The organism is Streptomyces sp. NPDC043952, assembly GCF_056435325.1.
Genome location: NZ_JBWKES010000007.1, coordinates 94528 through 111452 on the forward strand (window position 1 = coordinate 94528; position 16925 = coordinate 111452).

At 72.8% G+C, this 16925-nt stretch carries 12 protein-coding genes; 8 read left to right on the forward strand and 4 right to left on the reverse strand.

Features of this window, described 5'->3' with window-relative positions:
• Nucleotides 1–68: 68 nt before the first annotated feature.
• A complete protein-coding gene (locus AC069R_RS10645) occupies nucleotides 69–971 on the forward strand; it encodes a LysR family transcriptional regulator (protein WP_478766258.1) in 903 nt (300 codons plus the stop codon).
• 103 nt (nucleotides 972–1074) lie between these two features.
• On the opposite strand, the gene AC069R_RS10650 is transcribed toward AC069R_RS10645, so the two are convergent.
• A complete protein-coding gene (locus AC069R_RS10650) occupies nucleotides 1075–1404 on the reverse strand; it encodes a WhiB family transcriptional regulator (RefSeq protein ID WP_397984456.1) in 330 nt (109 codons plus the stop codon).
• A gap of 380 nt (nucleotides 1405–1784) precedes the next feature.
• Between AC069R_RS10650 and AC069R_RS10655 the strand changes: the two genes are divergently transcribed.
• The 4 genes from AC069R_RS10655 (at nucleotide 1785) to AC069R_RS10670 (ending at nucleotide 6490) form a co-directional block, all read left to right on the forward strand.
• Complete coding sequence (locus AC069R_RS10655) at nucleotides 1785–2396, forward strand: response regulator transcription factor (RefSeq protein WP_003948568.1); 612 nt, start codon at nucleotides 1785–1787, stop codon at nucleotides 2394–2396.
• Nucleotides 2397–3018: 622 nt separating this feature from the next.
• On the forward strand, nucleotides 3019–3606 hold the full coding sequence (locus tag AC069R_RS10660) for a sigma-70 family RNA polymerase sigma factor (RefSeq protein ID WP_397984455.1): 588 nt from the start codon (nucleotides 3019–3021) through the stop codon (nucleotides 3604–3606).
• Between the two features lie 151 nt (nucleotides 3607–3757).
• Entirely contained in the window at nucleotides 3758–5260 is a 1503-nt protein-coding gene (guaB, locus tag AC069R_RS10665) for an IMP dehydrogenase (protein ID WP_397984454.1), read from the forward strand.
• Between the two features lie 105 nt (nucleotides 5261–5365).
• The gene (locus AC069R_RS10670; RefSeq protein ID WP_037657642.1) at nucleotides 5366–6490 is read left to right on the forward strand and encodes a GuaB3 family IMP dehydrogenase-related protein; all 1125 of its coding nucleotides are present in this window, start codon (nucleotides 5366–5368) and stop codon (nucleotides 6488–6490) included.
• A gap of 102 nt (nucleotides 6491–6592) precedes the next feature.
• Here AC069R_RS10670 and AC069R_RS10675 read toward each other — a convergent pair whose 3' ends face one another.
• The 3 genes from AC069R_RS10675 to AC069R_RS10685 all read right to left on the reverse strand — a co-directional run bounded on the left by AC069R_RS10675 (nucleotide 6593) and on the right by AC069R_RS10685 (nucleotide 10030).
• Nucleotides 6593–7966 carry an FG-GAP and VCBS repeat-containing protein gene (locus AC069R_RS10675; RefSeq protein ID WP_478766260.1) on the reverse strand — a complete coding sequence of 458 codons (1374 nt, stop codon included), beginning with the start codon at nucleotides 7964–7966 and terminating at the stop codon, nucleotides 6593–6595.
• Between the two features lie 138 nt (nucleotides 7967–8104).
• On the reverse strand, nucleotides 8105–8659 hold the full coding sequence (locus AC069R_RS10680; protein WP_478766262.1) for a hypothetical protein: 555 nt from the start codon (nucleotides 8657–8659) through the stop codon (nucleotides 8105–8107).
• Between the two features lie 162 nt (nucleotides 8660–8821).
• Nucleotides 8822–10030 (reverse strand): nucleotide sugar dehydrogenase, encoded by a 1209-nt coding sequence (locus tag AC069R_RS10685; protein WP_478766263.1) that lies wholly within the window; start codon nucleotides 10028–10030, stop codon nucleotides 8822–8824.
• Nucleotides 10031–10311: 281 nt separating this feature from the next.
• On the opposite strand from AC069R_RS10685, the gene AC069R_RS10690 reads away from it, so the two are divergent.
• The 3 genes from AC069R_RS10690 (at nucleotide 10312) to AC069R_RS10700 (ending at nucleotide 16890) form a co-directional block, all read left to right on the forward strand.
• Nucleotides 10312–12021, forward strand: coding sequence for a glycerol-3-phosphate dehydrogenase/oxidase (locus AC069R_RS10690; protein ID WP_478766264.1), 1710 nt, complete (start codon nucleotides 10312–10314; stop codon nucleotides 12019–12021).
• 229 nt (nucleotides 12022–12250) lie between these two features.
• Nucleotides 12251–14224 carry a serine/threonine-protein kinase gene (locus AC069R_RS10695; RefSeq protein ID WP_478766266.1) on the forward strand — a complete coding sequence of 658 codons (1974 nt, stop codon included), beginning with the start codon at nucleotides 12251–12253 and terminating at the stop codon, nucleotides 14222–14224.
• A 170-nt stretch (nucleotides 14225–14394) separates the two neighbouring features.
• The gene (locus AC069R_RS10700; RefSeq protein ID WP_478766267.1) at nucleotides 14395–16890 is read left to right on the forward strand and encodes a protein kinase; all 2496 of its coding nucleotides are present in this window, start codon (nucleotides 14395–14397) and stop codon (nucleotides 16888–16890) included.
• Nucleotides 16891–16925: the final 35 nt, after the last annotated feature.

A 16925-nucleotide genomic window follows, 5' to 3' on the forward strand; every position in this document is an offset into this window, starting at 1 on the left:
CGGGATCGTCACTCAAAGCGTCGAGCCAATTTCGGACGCCGACCCCAAGAGTGCCTTATGCTTGAGGGGTGATCGAGGCCCGTCATCTCCGTGTCCTGCGCGCCGTCGCCGCCACCGGCTCCTTCTCGGCGGCCGGGCGCGAACTGGGCTGCACCCAGCCCGCCGTCAGCCAGCAGATGAAGGCCCTGGAGACCTCGGTCGGCACCCCGCTGCTGATCCGCGCGGGCCGCGAGATGCGGCTGACCCAGGCCGGCGAGGCCCTGGTCCGGCACGCCTCCGGCATCCTCGCCGGGCTCACCGCCGCGGAGGAGGAGGTCGCCGCCATCGCGGGCCTGCGGGCCGGCCGGGTCCGCCTGGTCTCCTTCCCGAGCGGCAGCTCCACCCTGGTCCCCAGCGCCCTGGCCGCCCTGCGCGCCGCCCACCCCGGCACCCGCGTCTCCCTGGAGGAGGCCGAGCCCCCGCGCTCCGTCGAACTCCTGCGCGAGGGCGACTGCGATCTCGCCCTGGCCTTCCGCTACGAGGGCGCGGCGGTCACCGAGGACTGGGACGACCTGGTCGTACGCCCCCTGCTGACCGACCGCCTGGTGGCCCTGGTGCCCGAGCGGCACCGGCTCGCGCGCGCGGAGAGCGTCGCCATCGGGGAGCTGGCCGAGGAACCCTGGATCGCGGGCTGCCCGCGCTGCCGCGGCCAGCTGGTGGAGGTCTGCCAGGGCGCCGGGTTCGCGCCGCGCATCGACTTCGCCACCGACGACTATCCGGCGGTCGCCGGCCTGGTGGGCGCGGGTCTGGGCGTGGCCGTACTGCCGCAGCTCGCGGTGGAGTCGGTACGGCCGCGGGGGGTGCGCACGGTCCGGCTGGAGCCGGCGGTGCGGCGGGAGATCGTCGCGCTCACCCTGCCCGACCTGGCACAGGTGCCCGCGGTGGCGGCGACGCTGGAACAGCTGGCGCGGGCGGCCGGGCGCGCGGTGTGACACCGCGCCGCGGGGAAGCCCACTGAAGAGGCCGCCCGCGGACGCGCTACCGCGAGGGCGGCGTCGTGGGTGCGGCGCCGTGCGGGGATGAAGAAACGTTCCTTCAGTGACTCTCGGCGTTGTCGCCGCCGGAGGTCGAGGCCGTCACCAGACGGTTGCGTGCCCGCCCCATCAGCTCCTCGCGCTCGTCCTCGGTCAGTCCGCCCCAGACGCCGTATGGCTCGCGCACGGCGAGCGCGTGTGCCGCGCACTCCGCGCGGACCGGGCACCTCATGCAGACCTCCTTGGCCGAGTTCTCGCGAGCGCTCCGTGCCGCCCCGCGCTCGCCCTCCGGGTGGAAGAAAAGCGAGCTGTCCACCCCGCGGCAGGCAGCCAGCAGCTGCCAGTCCCACAGGTCCGCGTTCGGTCCTGGAAGGCGGGAGAAATCTGCCATTACGTGACCCCTTGTAGCCGTTCTGGGCGGATACGGTGCCAACGACCGTACATCTCCGGTCTAAGGAGATGTAAATATGACTCATTGCGAATCTAGCCCCGAACACCGCGAAACGGGAAGAAAAGCATCTGAATGGGGCATGGGTTGTGATGAAAAGTTGAGAGTCCGTTGGGCATGTCTGCACCGTGTCGGTGCCCTCACGTAGAGTGCCGATGACGGTGTGCAGCCCCGTAACTCTTTCGAGTGACCGTCGTTGAGAGTGCGGAGGCGGTTGAAAACACAAGAGCTCGGGCAGGCGTCCGAGACGGTCGACCGCACAGGTGAGATTCCGTACCAGCCTGGAGGCTCAAGGTGACGCGCATCAGCTGCGGAGGGCGGTCATGACATCCGTCCTCGTCTGCGACGACTCCCCGCTTGCCCGAGAAGCGCTCCGCCGCGCGGTCGCGACCGTGCCCGGTGTCGAGCGTGTGACGACGGCGGCCAACGGCGAGGAAGTCCTCCGCCGCTGGGGCGCCGACCGCTCCGACCTCATCCTGATGGATGTCCGCATGCCCGGCCTGGGCGGCGTCGAGACGGTGCGCCGATTGCTGTCCGCCGATCCCGGCGCCCGCATCATCATGCTCACCGTCGCCGAGGACCTGGACGGCGTGGCCCTCGCGGTCGCCGCCGGTGCCCGCGGCTATCTGCACAAGGACGCCTCGCGCGCCGAACTGCGGGCCACGGTGACGCAAGCCCTCGCCGACCCGACCTGGCGGCTCGCCCCGCGCCGGCTGCGCTCGGCCGAGATGGGCGCCGCGCCCACGCTCACCGCGCGCGAGATCCAGGTCCTGGAGGGCATGAGCCACGGCCGCTCGAACGCCGAGATCGGCCGTGAGCTGTTCCTCTCCGAGGACACCGTCAAGACCCACGCCCGGCGCCTGTTCAAGAAGCTCGGCGCCTCGGACCGTGCCCACGCGGTGGCCCTCGGCTTCCGCTGGGGCCTGGTCAGGTAGGACCCGGCGGGCCCCGCGCGCCAACCGCGCGGGGCCGGGCAGGTCCCGCGGAGCGGCCCGTGCGCGGCGGCTCCAGGAGCGGCCCCTTCAAAGCAGTCCTCCGGGACCGCCGTGAAGGTGCCCCGGTGCCCGGAATCCTCGTCCGCTTGGCGAGCGGATCCGCGGCAAACCCCCGAGCCCCGGCCGGCCACTCGCGGCACCCCGGTCGCTGCGGCAACCTCCGGCCGGCGCGGCGACCTCCGGTCTACGCGGCGCGCCCCGCTCCCGGCGGCGCCGTCCGCGTCGTACCCCTGGCGGCTTCCCGTACCCAGGTGTACGTGGTCCCGTAGCCCCGGTGCACGTGCCGGCGGTTTCCCGGCAGGCCGGAGCCGGCCGGAAGGCACCGCGTACGCTCCGCCGGGACGCGCCGTGCGGCGGCGTGCGAGGCGGCCCACCGGACGGGCGCTGCTCGTTTCGGCGCGCATGCCGCATCCTTGGGGGTGTGGAGTCTCTCGGGGACGAGTCGGTCGAGCGGAAGGGGAGGGCGCAGGGGATGAGTGCCGGCGCACCTGCTCATAACGCTTCGGTGCACAACCATCAGCACGATGCGACGGACCGGACGGCCGCAGGGCACCATGGACCGATGCGCGACGACGAGGCGGGCACGGCCCACGGGGCGATCGGTGCCCTTGTGCTTCGTGCCGTCGAGGGCGACGAGCAGGCCACGCACGATCTGCTCGCGCACGTCCACCCGCTGGCGCTGCGCTACTGCCGCACCCGGCTTTCGCGGCTGCCCGGCGACGCGCGCCACTTCGTGGAGGACCTCGCCCAGGAGGTCTGTGTCGCCGTCCTGCTCGCGCTGCCCCGCTACCGGGACACCGGCCGCCCCTTCGAGGCGTTCGTCTTCGCCATCGCCTCCCACAAGGTCGCCGACCTCCAGCGCGCCGCGATGCGCCATCCGGGTTCGACCGCCGTGCCCTCCGACGAGATGCCCGAGCGGCCGGACGACTCGCTCGGCCCCGAGGAGCGCGCCCTGCTCAGCAGCGACGCCGAGTGGGCCAAGAAACTGCTGGCCAACCTCCCCGAGAACCAGCGCGAACTGCTGCTGCTGCGCATCGCGGTGGGCCTCACGGCGGAGGAAACCGGACAGATGTTGGGAATGTCACCCGGAGCGGTCCGGGTCGCCCAGCACCGCGCGCTGAGCCGGCTGCGGGCGCTGGCCGAGCAGTAGCGGCCTCGCCGTACGGCATTCCCGCGAACTCCGCATGGACATCCGTATGAACATACGAAGCAGAAGGTGATCTTCTGTCGTGGAATTCGGGGGCCACGCTTCCCGTTAGCATGGACATCCGCACCGAGCAAGGCCATTTGGGGAAGGTGTCATGACTGCCAACGTCGACGGAGTGCCCGGAAAATTCGCGACACTCGGGCTGACCTACGACGACGTGCTGCTGCTGCCGGGGGCCTCCGAGGTGCTCCCCAACGCGGTCGACACCTCGTCCCGCATCTCCCGCAACGTCCGGGTGAACATCCCGCTGCTGTCGGCGGCGATGGACAAGGTCACCGAGTCGCGCATGGCGATCGCCATGGCCCGGCTGGGCGGCGTCGGCGTCCTGCACCGCAACCTCTCCGTCGAGGACCAGGTCAACCAGGTCGACCTGGTGAAGCGGTCCGAGTCCGGCATGGTCACCGACCCGATCACGGTGCACCCGGAGGCCACCCTCGCCGAGGCCGACGCCCTGTGCGCCAAGTTCCGCATCAGCGGTGTCCCGGTCACCGACCCGGTCGGCCGGCTGCTCGGCATCGTCACCAACCGTGACATGGCCTTCGAGAGCGACCGCACGCGCCAGGTGCACGAGGTCATGACCCCCATGCCGCTGGTCACCGGCAAGGTCGGCATCTCCGGCCCCGAGGCCATGCAGCTGCTGCGCAAGCACAAGATCGAGAAGCTGCCGCTGGTGGACGACGCGGGCGTCCTCAAGGGCCTGATCACCGTCAAGGACTTCGTCAAGGCCGAGCAGTACCCGAACGCCGCCAAGGACGCCGAGGGCCGGCTGCTCGTCGGTGCCGCCGTCGGCGCGAGCCCGGAGGCGCTGGAGCGCGCCCAGGCGCTCGCCGAGGCCGGCGCGGACTTCCTGGTGGTCGACACCTCGCACGGCCACAACAGCAACGCCCTCAGCTGGATGGCGAAGATCAAGTCCAGCGTGAACGTGGACGTGATCGGCGGCAATGTCGCCACCCGCGACGGCGCCCAGGCGCTCATCGACGCCGGTGTCGACGGCATCAAGGTCGGCGTCGGACCGGGCTCGATCTGCACCACCCGCGTGGTCGCCGGTATCGGTGTCCCGCAGGTCACGGCCATCTACGAGGCGTCCCGCGCCGCCCGTCCGGCGGGCATCCCGCTGATCGGCGACGGCGGCCTCCAGTACTCCGGCGACATCGGCAAGGCCCTCGCGGCCGGCGCCGACACCGTGATGCTGGGCAGCCTCCTGGCCGGCTGCGAGGAGTCGCCGGGCGAGCTGCTGTTCATCAACGGCAAGCAGTTCAAGTCGTACCGCGGCATGGGCTCGCTGGGCGCGATGCAGTCCCGCGGCCAGGGCCGGTCGTACTCGAAGGACCGCTACTTCCAGGCCGAGGTGGCCTCCGACGACAAGCTGGTGCCCGAGGGCGTCGAGGGCCAGGTGCCCTACCGCGGCCCGCTCGCCAACGTGCTGCACCAGCTCGTCGGCGGTCTGCGCCAGACCATGGGCTACGTGGGCGCCGCCACCATCGAGGAGATGGAGTCCAAGGGCCGCTTCGTGCGGATCACCTCGGCGGGCCTCAAGGAGAGCCACCCGCACGACATCCAGATGACGGTCGAGGCGCCGAACTACAGCGCCAAGTAGCCGCCAGAGCGCTCCAGAGGCGGTCCCGGAACATCCGGGGCCGCCTTTGTCGTACCCGTCGGCGATACTGGAAGGCGCTGAAACGCAACAGGAAAGGCCACAGACGTGACTGAGATCGAGATCGGGCGCGGCAAGCGCGGCCGCCGGGCGTACGCCTTCGACGACATCGCCGTCGTCCCCAGCCGCCGTACGCGGGACCCGAAGGAGGTCTCGATCGCCTGGCAGATCGACGCCTACCGCTTCGAGCTGCCCTTCCTGGCGGCTCCCATGGACTCCGTGGTCTCCCCGGCCACCGCGATCCGCATCGGCGAGCTGGGCGGCCTCGGCGTGCTCAACCTCGAGGGCCTGTGGACGCGGTACGAGGACCCGCAGCCGCTGCTGGACGAGATCACCGAGCTGCCGGCCGAGCGCGCCACCCGCCGCCTCCAGGAGATCTACGCGGCGCCCATCAAGGAGGAGCTGATCGGCGCCCGCATCAAGGAGGTGCGCGACTCCGGTGTGGTCACGGCTGCCGCGCTCTCCCCGCAGCGCACCGCCCAGTTCTCCAAGGCGGTCGTGGACGCGGGCGTGGACATCTTCGTCATCCGCGGTACGACGGTCTCCGCGGAGCACGTCTCGTCCTCGCACGAACCGCTGAACCTGAAGCAGTTCATCTACGAGCTGGACGTCCCGGTGATCGTCGGCGGCTGCGCCACCTACACCGCCGCGCTGCACCTGATGCGCACCGGCGCGGCCGGCGTCCTGGTCGGCTTCGGCGGCGGCGCCGCGCACACCACGCGCAATGTGCTGGGCATCCAGGTCCCGATGGCCACCGCCGTCGCCGACGTGGCCGCGGCCCGCCGCGACTACATGGACGAGTCCGGCGGCCGCTATGTGCACGTGATCGCGGACGGTGGCGTCGGCTGGTCCGGCGACCTGCCCAAGGCGATCGCCTGCGGCGCGGACGCGGTGATGATGGGCTCCCCGCTGGCCCGCGCCACGGACGCGCCCGGCAAGGGCCACCACTGGGGCATGGAGGCGGTCAACGAGGAGCTGCCGCGCGGCAAGAAGGTCGATCTCGGCACCGTCGGCACCATCGAGGAGGTCCTCACCGGCCCGTCCCACACCCCGGACGGCTCGATGAACCTCTTCGGCGCCCTGCGCCGTGCCATGTCCACCACCGGCTACAGCGAGCTCAAGGAGTTCCAGCGGGTCGAGGTGACGGTCGCGGACAGCCAGCACAAGCGCTGACCCGACGGCACGAGGGCCTGGTACGAGGCTTTGTACGACGCGGAGGGGCCCGGTCACCGATGCGGTGGCCGGGCCCCTCCGCCACGCCGTGGACCGTCTCGGTCAGCCGGTCATCCAGCGGGCGAAGTAGCGGTACTTGGCGGTGAGGCCGACCGTCTTGGGGCCGATGGAGACGACCCCGCTCGTAGTCAGGCCCTTGCTGCCCGACTTGAAGTACCAGACGTTGCCCTCGGTGCCGTTCTCGTGATCCGTACCGGTGGCCAGCTCGCTGCGTCCGTCGCCGTTCATGTCGACCAGCAAGACCTGTGAGCCGAACATGTCGTACGGCTCGTTGGCGCCGGGCACCCCGGCGGTGTTCTGGTCCAGGGACACGGCGCCGGCCCCGGTCAGCCCCTTGGCCGACCCGCGCAGCACGGTCACCGCGCCGGTCGTGCTGACCCCCGAGATGCTCTCCTGCATCACACCGACCGCCACATCGGCGTAGCCGTCGCCGTTCACGTCGCCGGTGGCCAGGTCGTAGCCGAACCGGTCGTACTTCTCGCCGGCGCCGGGCACACCGGCGGTGTCCTGGCTGATGCGGACCGGCTTGCGGGTGGTGCTCACGCCGTCCTTGCCGCCGTACTCGACGACGATCGAGCCGCCCACGACACCCTTGGGCTGGTAACCCTCAAGGCCGGCGCCGAGGACGACGTCCCCGTAGCCGTCGCCGTCGACGTCCGCGATGCTCCCGGAATTGACCTTGGTGGAGAAGTACTCGGCGGGCCCGAAGCCCTTTTTCGAGCCCGGTACCAGGGAGGCGTCGGCGGCTCCGCCGCGTCTGCCCACGGAGAGCAGGTCGGGCACGTGGTCGCCGTTGACGTCCCCGGCCGCCAGGCTGTCGGGCGTGATCCCGGAGTGCACGAGGCTCGTCGAGGCGTTCGTGCCGTCCCGGCCGAAGGGGCCCCGGAACAGTTCGGTCTGCGTGTAGCCGAGGCTCGTGCTCGTGGCGGCGACGAGGTCGTCCTTCCCGTCGCCGTCGAAGTCGGCCACGACCATCGGGCTGGGGCCGGCCTTCGGCGTGAACGACAGGGGCGTGCGGCCGGACAGCCCCTTGGGGCCGCCCCAGATGATGGACGCCCCCGCTCCCTCGAAGCCCACGACCAGGTCGTCGTAGCCGTCGCCGTCCAGGTCCCCGGTCGCCATCGAGTCGCCGAAAGTGGAGTACGCCCCCGCGCCGGTGGAGCCCGATCCGGCGGCCAGCACCTGGTGCCGGGAGGCGGTGAGACCCGTCTTCGTCCCGTACATCACGGTGACGTAGCCGTTCCCCGAGTTGGCCAGGTCACCGTAGCCGTCCCCGTTGAAGTCGGCCTTCTTGCCGGTCGCAGGCGCCTTGGCGTTCGTGACGGCACCGGCGGGACCGCCCGCGCCCAGGACGGCCGCGCCCACCGACACGGCCGTGGCGGTGGCCAGCGCGGCCAGTCTCCGAACTCTGCGCATACATCCGTCCTTTCGTCCTGCTTCAGCCCTGGGAAACCCGTTGTTCCGGATCAGGGCCGCGCCACAGGAGACCGGCGGAGAGTGCGAACGGTTGTACGACGAATCGGTGCCGCCGGCGGGCGGAGCGGAAGGCGGTGGCTACTGGGCGGCCTTCTTGGCCGCCGAGAACGCGGCGAAACCGGCGATCGCGAAGAACAGGAAGGTCAGCGGGTCGGCGTCCTGTCTCCAGGCCTTCTGGACCACGTCGAAGTGGTCGAAGAAGACCTGGGAGAAGCTCAGATCGGTCTCCTTGGCGCCGATCATGGCCTCGCCCACCAGCTGGCCGAAGTAGACCGAGACCAGCGCCAGCACTACGGAGGCGACCGGCAGGACGGCGTTGCGGCCGCCCGCCTTGCCCGCCGCGAGGCCGGTGACGAAGCCGACGCCCACGGCCGCGTAGCCGATCTCGTGCTTGGTGGCGCCGATGATGAGGCCGTAGAGACCGGCCGCGACCACGGCGGCGACCACCGCGGCGATCAGGCCGAGCGCCGGGTTGCCGCGGACCGGCGCGGGCGCGGCCGGGGCCATCGGCGTGCCGCCGGGGGCGCCCGGCTGCGGCGGGTACGGCAGGCCGGCCGGCGCCTGCTGGGCGTACGGGTTGGCGTCGACCGGGCCGGGCTTCGGCTGCTGCGGCGGCGGTGCTGACTGGCTCATGACAGAAATCCCCCCGTGGTGGCACAACTGGATGCGGTGGAAACGGAAGACTCGCTCGCACCTGTGTGCGGTAAGTCCGGGGGAGATTAACAGGCAGCGCCGACAACGCCCGGCTTGTTTTCCTATCGTGATCCGGTACGGGGGTTTCGGACCAGGCGCGCCTCAGAGCCGGTGGGCCGCCCCCGTGGGGGTGGCTCCCCTGGTGTCCAGGAGGAGTTGGGCCTTCACCGACAGGCCCTGGAGGTCGTAGGTGCGGTGCTGCTGGAGCAGGATCGTCAGATCGGCGGCGGCGGCGGCCTCGTAGAGGGAGTCGACGCGCGGGACCGGGCGGTCCAGGACGTTCCACGCGGGCACGTAGGGGTCGTGGTAGCTCACCGAGGCGCCGAGTTCCATCAGGCGCCCGGCGATCTCCCGTGCCGGGGCGCCCTCCTGGTCGGGGAGGTCCGCCTTGTAGGTCACGCCGAGCAGCAGCACGCGCGCGCCCCGCGCGGACTTGCCGTGCTCGTTCAGCAGCGCCGCGGCGCGCTGCACCACGTACGCGGGCATCCGGCTGTTGACCTGCTGGGCGAGTTCCACCATGCGCAGGCCGCGGCTCGCCTGGCCGGTGAGGTCCTGCGGGACGGCGTGGCCGCCGACGCCGGGGCCCGGCCGGAACGCCTGGAAGCCGAACGGCTTGGTCTCGGCGCAGCGGATGACGTCCCACAGGTCGACGCCGAGTTCGTGGCAGAGCACGGCCATCTCGTTGACCAGCGCGATGTTGACGTGCCGGAAGTTGGTCTCCAGGAGCTGCACCGCCTCCGCCTCGCGCAGCCCGCGCGCGCGGACCACCTTGTCGGTGAGCCGGCCGTAGAAGGCGGCGGCCGACTCGGTGCAGGCGGGGGTGAGGCCGCCGATGACCTTGGGGGTGCCGGCCGGGGTGTGCGCGCGGTTGCCGGGATCGACCCGGCTGGGGGAGTAGGCGAGATGGAAGTCCCGGCCCGCGCGCAGTCCGGAGCCCTCTTCCAGGAGGGGGCACAGGAAGTCCTCGGTGGTCCCCGGCAGTACGGGCGACTCCAGGATGACCGTGGTGTTCGGGCGCAGCCATCCGGCCAGGGTGCGGGCGGCGGCCTCGACCTGGCCGAGGTCCACGCCGCCGTCGGCGCCGCGGGGGGTGGGCACGCAGATCACCGCCGTACGCACCCGGCCGAGCTGGGCCGGGTCGGTGGCGCACCGGAACCCGGAGGCGTGCATCCGGCGCAGCTCGGCGGGGCTCAGCGGCCCCGCCTCGGGTCCGGTGGCGTAGCCGAGGGTGGCGATGCCGGCGGCCACCGCGGCCTGGGCCAGCGGCAAACCGAAGGGGCCGAGTCCGATGACGGCGAGGTCTGCGGGCATGGCGTGGGCCGTCCTTCCCAATAACCGAAGCGGAACGGATGCGCAAGCGCTGTGGACAGGAAGAGCGAGCGCACTGTCACACTAGGAGTAAATATGACCGTTATGTGGGATTCTGTTCGTGTGTCTCCCGTGGGATGTGCGCGGGTTGTCCACAGGCCGCGGGCCCGTGGTGGCTGAAGTCCGGCAAGCCGGTCAGAATTTGGGCATGAGGTGGTGGTGAACCGGGCCTCGCCCTCCGGGTGCGGCCGACGCGAGCGAGTCAGCGACAGCGGGAGGCAGCGGTGAGGACAGCGACTCTGGGACCGGTGCAGCGTGCCGAGGCACTGGCGGCGATGGCCGAGCGCGAGCTGGACGTACTGGTGATCGGCGGCGGAGTGGTCGGCGCGGGCACCGCGCTGGACGCCGTCACCCGCGGACTGTCCACCGGCCTGGTCGAGGCCCGCGACTGGGCGTCCGGCACCTCCAGCCGCTCCAGCAAGCTCATCCACGGCGGACTGCGCTATCTGGAGATGCTCGACTTCGCGCTCGTCCGCGAGGCGCTGAAGGAGCGCGGCCTGCTCCTGGAGCGGCTCGCCCCGCACCTGGTCAAACCGGTGCCGTTCCTCTACCCGTTGCAGCACCGCGGCTGGGAGCGGCTGTACGCGGGCTCGGGCGTCGCGCTGTACGACGCGATGTCCATGGCCCGCGGCCACGGCCGGGGCCTGCCCGTGCACCGCCATCTGAGCCGCGGTCAGGCCCTGCGCGTCGCCCCCTGCCTGCGCAAGGACGCCCTGGTCGGCGCCCTCCAGTACTACGACGCCCAGGTGGACGACGCCCGCTTCGTGGCCACCCTGGTGCGCACGGCGGCGTCGTACGGCGCGAAGGTGGCCAACCGGGCGCGCGTCACCGGATTCATCCGCGAGGGCGAGCGGGTCGTCGGCGCCCGCGTGCAGGACGTCGAGGGCGGCGGGGAGTACGAGGTGCGCGCCCAGCAGATCGTCAACGCCACCGGGGTGTGGACCGACGACACCCAGGCCATGGTGGGCGAGCGCGGCCAGTTCCACGTCCGCGCCTCCAAGGGCATCCACCTCGTCGTGCCCAAGGACCGCATCCACTCCACCAGCGGCCTGATCCTGCGCACCGAGAAGTCCGTCCTGTTCGTCATCCCCTGGGGCCGGCACTGGATCGTCGGCACCACCGACACCGACTGGGACCTCGACAAGGCGCACCCGGCCGCCTCCAGCGCCGACATCGACTACCTGCTGGAACACGTCAACTCGGTGCTGGCCGTGCCGCTGCGCCGCGACGACGTGCAGGGGGTCTACGCGGGGCTGCGGCCGCTGCTGGCCGGCGAGTCCGACGCCACCAGCAAGCTCTCCCGCGAGCACACCGTGGCCCACCCGGCGCCCGGACTGGTGGTCGTGGCGGGCGGCAAGTACACCACCTACCGGGTGATGGCCAAGGACGCCGTCGACGAGGCGGTGCACGGCCTGGACCGGCGCGTCGCCGACTGCGTCACCGAGGAGACCCCGCTGCTCGGCGCGGAGGGCTACCAGGCGCTGTGGAACGCGCGGGCCCGCACGGCGGCCCGCACCGGACTGCACACGGTCCGGGTGGAACACCTGCTGAACCGGTACGGCTCGATGGCCGAGGAGATCTTCGACCTCGTCGAGGCGGACCCCGCGCTCGGCGAACCGCTGCGCGCCGCCGACGACTATCTGCGCGCCGAGATCGTCTACGCCGCCTCGCACGAGGGCGCCCGCCACCTGGACGACGTCCTCACCCGGCGCACCCGCATATCCATCGAGACCTTCGACCGCGGCACCCGCAGCGCCCGCGAGGCCGCCGAGCTGATGGCGCCGGTCCTCGGCTGGGACAAGGACCAGATCGAACGCGAGGTCGAACACTACGAGAAGCGGGTCGAGGCCGAACGCGAGTCCCAACTCCAGCCTGACGACCAGACGGCGGACGCGGCGCGGCTGGGCGCGCCGGACATCGTGCCGCTCGGCTGAGAGGGGCGCCGGCCGGGCTTGGGCGCAGCGGTTTGACCTGGTGTGACCGAAGGGTCGGCACCGCGGGTCGCCGGGGTCTCACGGGCCGTCATGACGCCAAAAGCACGGGGGGCTTCGGGGAGGTTCGCGGTGGGCGGGGGCGGGCCCCGGTGAGGGCCCCAGGGCGTGGAGCACTCGCCGGGTGAGAGACAATGGAGGCTCTGTCAGGGCGGGTTGCATGAGGGGACGCATGTCGGAGGCGGAGCGGGCGGGGACATCTCGTCAGGAGACTCGGCAGGACAAGAGCGGACGGCGTCTCCTCGCGGGGCGGTACCGGCTGGGAGACGTGCTGGGCCGCGGCGGCATGGGCACGGTCTGGCGTGCCGAGGACGAGACCCTCGGCCGTACCGTCGCCGTCAAGGAGCTGCGGTTCCCGTCGAACATCGACGAGGAGGAGAAGCGGCGCCTGATCACGCGCACCCTGCGCGAGGCCAAGGCGATCGCCCGGATCCGCAACAACAGCGCGGTGACGGTCTTCGACGTGGTCGACGAGGACGACCGGCCCTGGATCGTCATGGAGCTGGTGGAGGGCAAGTCCCTCGCCGAGGTCATCCGCGAGGACGGCGTGCTGGAACCCCGGCGCGCCGCCGAGGTGGGCCTCGCCGTCCTCGACGTGCTGCGCTCCGCCCACCGCCAGGGCATCCTGCACCGGGACGTGAAGCCGTCCAACGTGCTCATCGCCGACGACGGCCGCGTCGTCCTCACCGACTTCGGCATCGCACAGGTCGAGGGCGACCCGTCCATCACCTCGACCGGCATGCTCGTCGGCGCCCCCTCCTACATCTCCCCGGAGCGCGCCCGCGGCCACAAGCCGGGACCCGCGGCCGACCTGTGGTCGCTCGGCGGGCTGCTGTACGCGGCGGTCGAGGGCGTGCCGCCGTACGACAAGGGCTCGGCGATCGCCACGCTCACCGCGGTGATGACCGAGCAGCTGGACGAGCCCAAGAACGCGGGCCCGCTGCGGGACGTCATCTACGGCCTGCTCACCAAGGACCCGGCCGAGCGGCTCGACGACGCCGGGGCGCGGGCCCTGCTCGACAAGGTCATCCACGCGCGCGAGCCGGAGCCGCTGGACGCCACCCGTGTCGTACCGCTGCCGGGGCGGCCGGGCGACGGCGAGGGCAAGCGGAGCGAGGAGGCCGCGGAGAAGCTGCGCGGCGCGCTGCGTTCGGTGCGCAAGGCGGCGGCGGGGGCGACCGGGGCCGGATCGGGCGCCGCCACCGGTGCCGCGGCGGGCCCGGCGCGGCCGAAGAACGGCGGGCCGGCGGCTTCCGGCGGCCCCGCCAAGGCGCCGGGTACGGCCGCCGGGCCGGCCTCCGCCGGGAACCCCGCCGGAGCCAAGGCGGGCAACGCCGGTCCGGTCAAGGCCGGTTCGGGCTGGCCCGTGATGCCCCCGCCGGATCTGGACCTGCCGCCGCGGCCGGCGCCGAAGGCCTCGCTCACGGACGTGGTGCCCAAGCGCACGCTGGTGGTCGTGGCCGTGGTGGTGGCCCTCGCGGTGATCGGCACCGTGCTGGCCGTCGCCCTCAGCGACGGCGGCAAGGACGACAAGGGCGTCGCCCGGACCACGGCCACCGCGAGCGCGTCCACCGGGGCGGGGCGGACCAAGGGCACGACCGGCGGAACCCGTACGGACGGCGGGAGTTCGGCCCCGACCGCCACGGGCACCGGGTCCGGGGCCGCCACCGGCAAGGACGTCAGCGCGAGCGCGCCGGCCGGTGCCGGGAGCGCGCCGGCCGTCTCCACCCGCAAGGGCGGCCAGGGGTACTCGATCGGGCTGCCGAAGGGATGGTCGTACCAGTCACACGGATCGGCCGGTGACCGTTACACCGGCCCCGGCGGGCAGAAGCTGCTGGTGGCCTGGACCGGCACGCCCAAGGACGACCCAGTGGCGGACTGGAAGAACCAGGAGCACTACATGGTGCGCCCCCAGTACCACCGGATCCGGATCGAGAAGGCGGACTACCGGGGCTGGAACACGGCCGACTGGGAGTTCACCTACGCCGACGGCGGCACCCAGTACCGCACCATCGACCGCGGCTTCGTGGTGAACGGCCACCTCGGGTACGCGCTGATGTACACCGCCAAGGCCGCCGACTGGGACGGCGATCCGCGCAAGGACACCTGGCAGACGCTGACGGCGTCCTTCAAGCCCAAGTCCTAGGCACTCCACGGCGGTTCCCCGCGCCGGAATCGGGCAACCGCGCGGTGCGGGTTGCCTCCGGCACGTATCGTGAATGGTTGAGGACCGTACGGAGCCGGATGCGGCCCCGAAACGGGCCACGAGACGAACGGATGTGACCAGACCGGGCGGCCGGGGGAGGGGCAGGCGCAATGGACGAGTACGCGGGCCGGGTGCTGGCCGACCGCTACCGCCTGCCGCTGCCGCCGTCCGACGCGTACGAACCGACCGTCACCCGTGCCTTCGACACCTACAGTGGTCAGGAGGTGCTGGTCCGTCAGGTGCCGCTGCCCGAGGTCGTCGAGGCCGAGGTGCTCGACGCGGACGGGCTGCCCGAGGGGTTCACCGCGCACGGACGCGCGCCGCGTTCCGTGCCGGCCGCGCGGGCCGCGACACGCCGGCCCGCCGAGCCCGCGGTGCGGCGCGCCGTGGAGGTCGCGCAGGCGGCGGCCCGCATCCCCGACCATCCGCGTCTCGACCAGGTCTTCGACGTCTTCGCCGAGGGCGGCTCGCTGTGGATCGTCAGCGAGTGGGTCGCCGCCCGCCCGCTGTCCGCGCTGCTCGCCGAGCGCCCCCTCACGCCCTACCGCGCCGCCGAGGTCGCCTCCGACGTCCTCATGGCCCTGCGCGTCCTGCACGCCCACGGCTGGGTCCACCGCAATGTCACCGCCCGCACGGTCCTCGTCTGCGACGACGGCCGCGTGATGCTGACCGGCCTCGCCGCTGGTGCCGCGGAGGAGGCGCTGTGCGGGTACGACCCGGTGCCGGGGGCGGAGGAGGACGCGGCGGCGGTCGGCTTCGCGCCCGGTGCGGGGAGCGCCGGTGAGGCCGCGGCGGGTGCCGGGCGGCGCGATGACATCGTTGTGCCCGACGCGGTGGGCCCCGGCGCCGTGGACCCCGAGGCCGCACGGCGGGCCGCCATTCAGGCACGGGCGGCGGGCGGGCCGACGGCACCGGGGATGCCGGGTGCGCCGGGAGTCCCAGGGGTTCCGGGAACTCCCGGAGTTCCGGGGGCGAACGGGGTGCCCGGCGGGCCCGAGGCGTCCGGTACGGCGGGGCAGCGGGCGCCGGCGAGCGGTGCCGACATCCGTGCCGCGCGGGCCGGGGCGATCGCGGCGTACCGGGCGGGGGCCCGAGCCGCCGCGCGGGTGCAGGAGGCCCAGCGGGGCGAACACGCCGCGCTGCCCGGCGCCCGGCGGCCCACGGAGGGCGACACGGGCGCCGGCGCGGTCCACCGGAGCGGGAGCGAAGGCGAGGGTACGGCGCGGTCGGCGCCGTACCCCGGCCGGCCCGCCCACCAGGTACAAGAGGCACAGGGGGCACACGACTCACCGGCCCCCGGTCCGCACGGTCTCGAACCCGCGCGGCACGACACCCCGGCCGCGATGGCCGCCGTACCGCCGCAGGCGCAGGCCCGCTGGGACGAGGCGGGGCCCGGTGCCGGTGCGCGGCGGCCCGCCGGGGCGCTCGCCGCCGAGCGGGCGCGGCAGGCGCGGATGGCCCTGGTGGGGCCGGTGACCGAGCGGTGGGCGCCGGAACAGGCCGGGCCCGTGCACGAGAACTGGCAGCTCGCGGCGCCGGTCGGACCCGCCACCGATCTGTGGGCGCTGGGCGCGCTGCTGTTCCGGGCCGTGCAGGGACACGCGCCCTACCCGGAGGAATCCACCGCCGAACTGGTGCAGTCGGTGTGCGCGGAGCCGCCCGCGTACGCCGAGGAGTGCGGGCCGCTGCGCCCGGTGGTGGAGTCCCTGCTGCGCCAGGACCCCACCGAGCGCCCGGACTTCGAGGAACTGGGCGGCTGGCTGCGCTCGCTGGTGCGGTCCGCGCCCGAGCCGGAGGCCGGTACCCATGTGGTGCCGGTACCGCCCGACCCCCGGCGGCTGCCCATCGTCCGGCGCCGGGGCGAGCTGGTGCGGCGGCGGCGCGCCGGGCTGCCCGAGCACGCCCGGCACAAGCGGGACCGGCAGCAGGGGAGTTCGCCGCACCGCCTCGGCCGGCTGCTGCTGGTGCTGATCCTCCTGCTGCTGGCCGGCGCGGTCGCGTACGCGATGCTGTTCATGCCGAGACAGCACGCGCACCACGCGCAGGGCGGGGCCGGTACGACCCCTTCGGCCGGCCCGGCGAGCCCCGCCCCCTCCGGTTCCGGGCAGGGCCCCTCCGCCCCCGACACCCAGGCGGGCGGCACCTCCTCCGTCCCCGCCGGCTTCGCGCTGCGCAAGGATCCCGAGGGCTTCGACATCGCCGTCGCCAAGGGCTGGACGCGCACCCCGAAGAACGGCAGCGGTGAAATCGTCTACTCCCACGGCGACTTCGAACTGCTGGTCGTACCCGGAAGAGACGGCTCGGCGGCGTACGGCGGCGATCCGATGGCCTATCAGCGGGACAAGGAGCGCGAACTCCAGCCGTACCGCGACTCCAGCTGGGCCACCGCCACCGGGCTGCGCACCATCGAGGTGGGCGGACGGACCATGGCCGAGGGGCAGTTCACCTGGACCGACGGACAGGGCCGCGACCTTTTCGTACGCAACATGGCGATCCTGCTCGACGGGCGCTACCACATCCTCCAGGTCCGCGGCCCGGACGCCGACCGGGACGAGGTGACCCGGTTGTACGAGGAAGCTACCGCGACGTACCGCTACACCGGTTGAGCACGGCGTACACAACGGCTCCGGCCCGGCGCGCC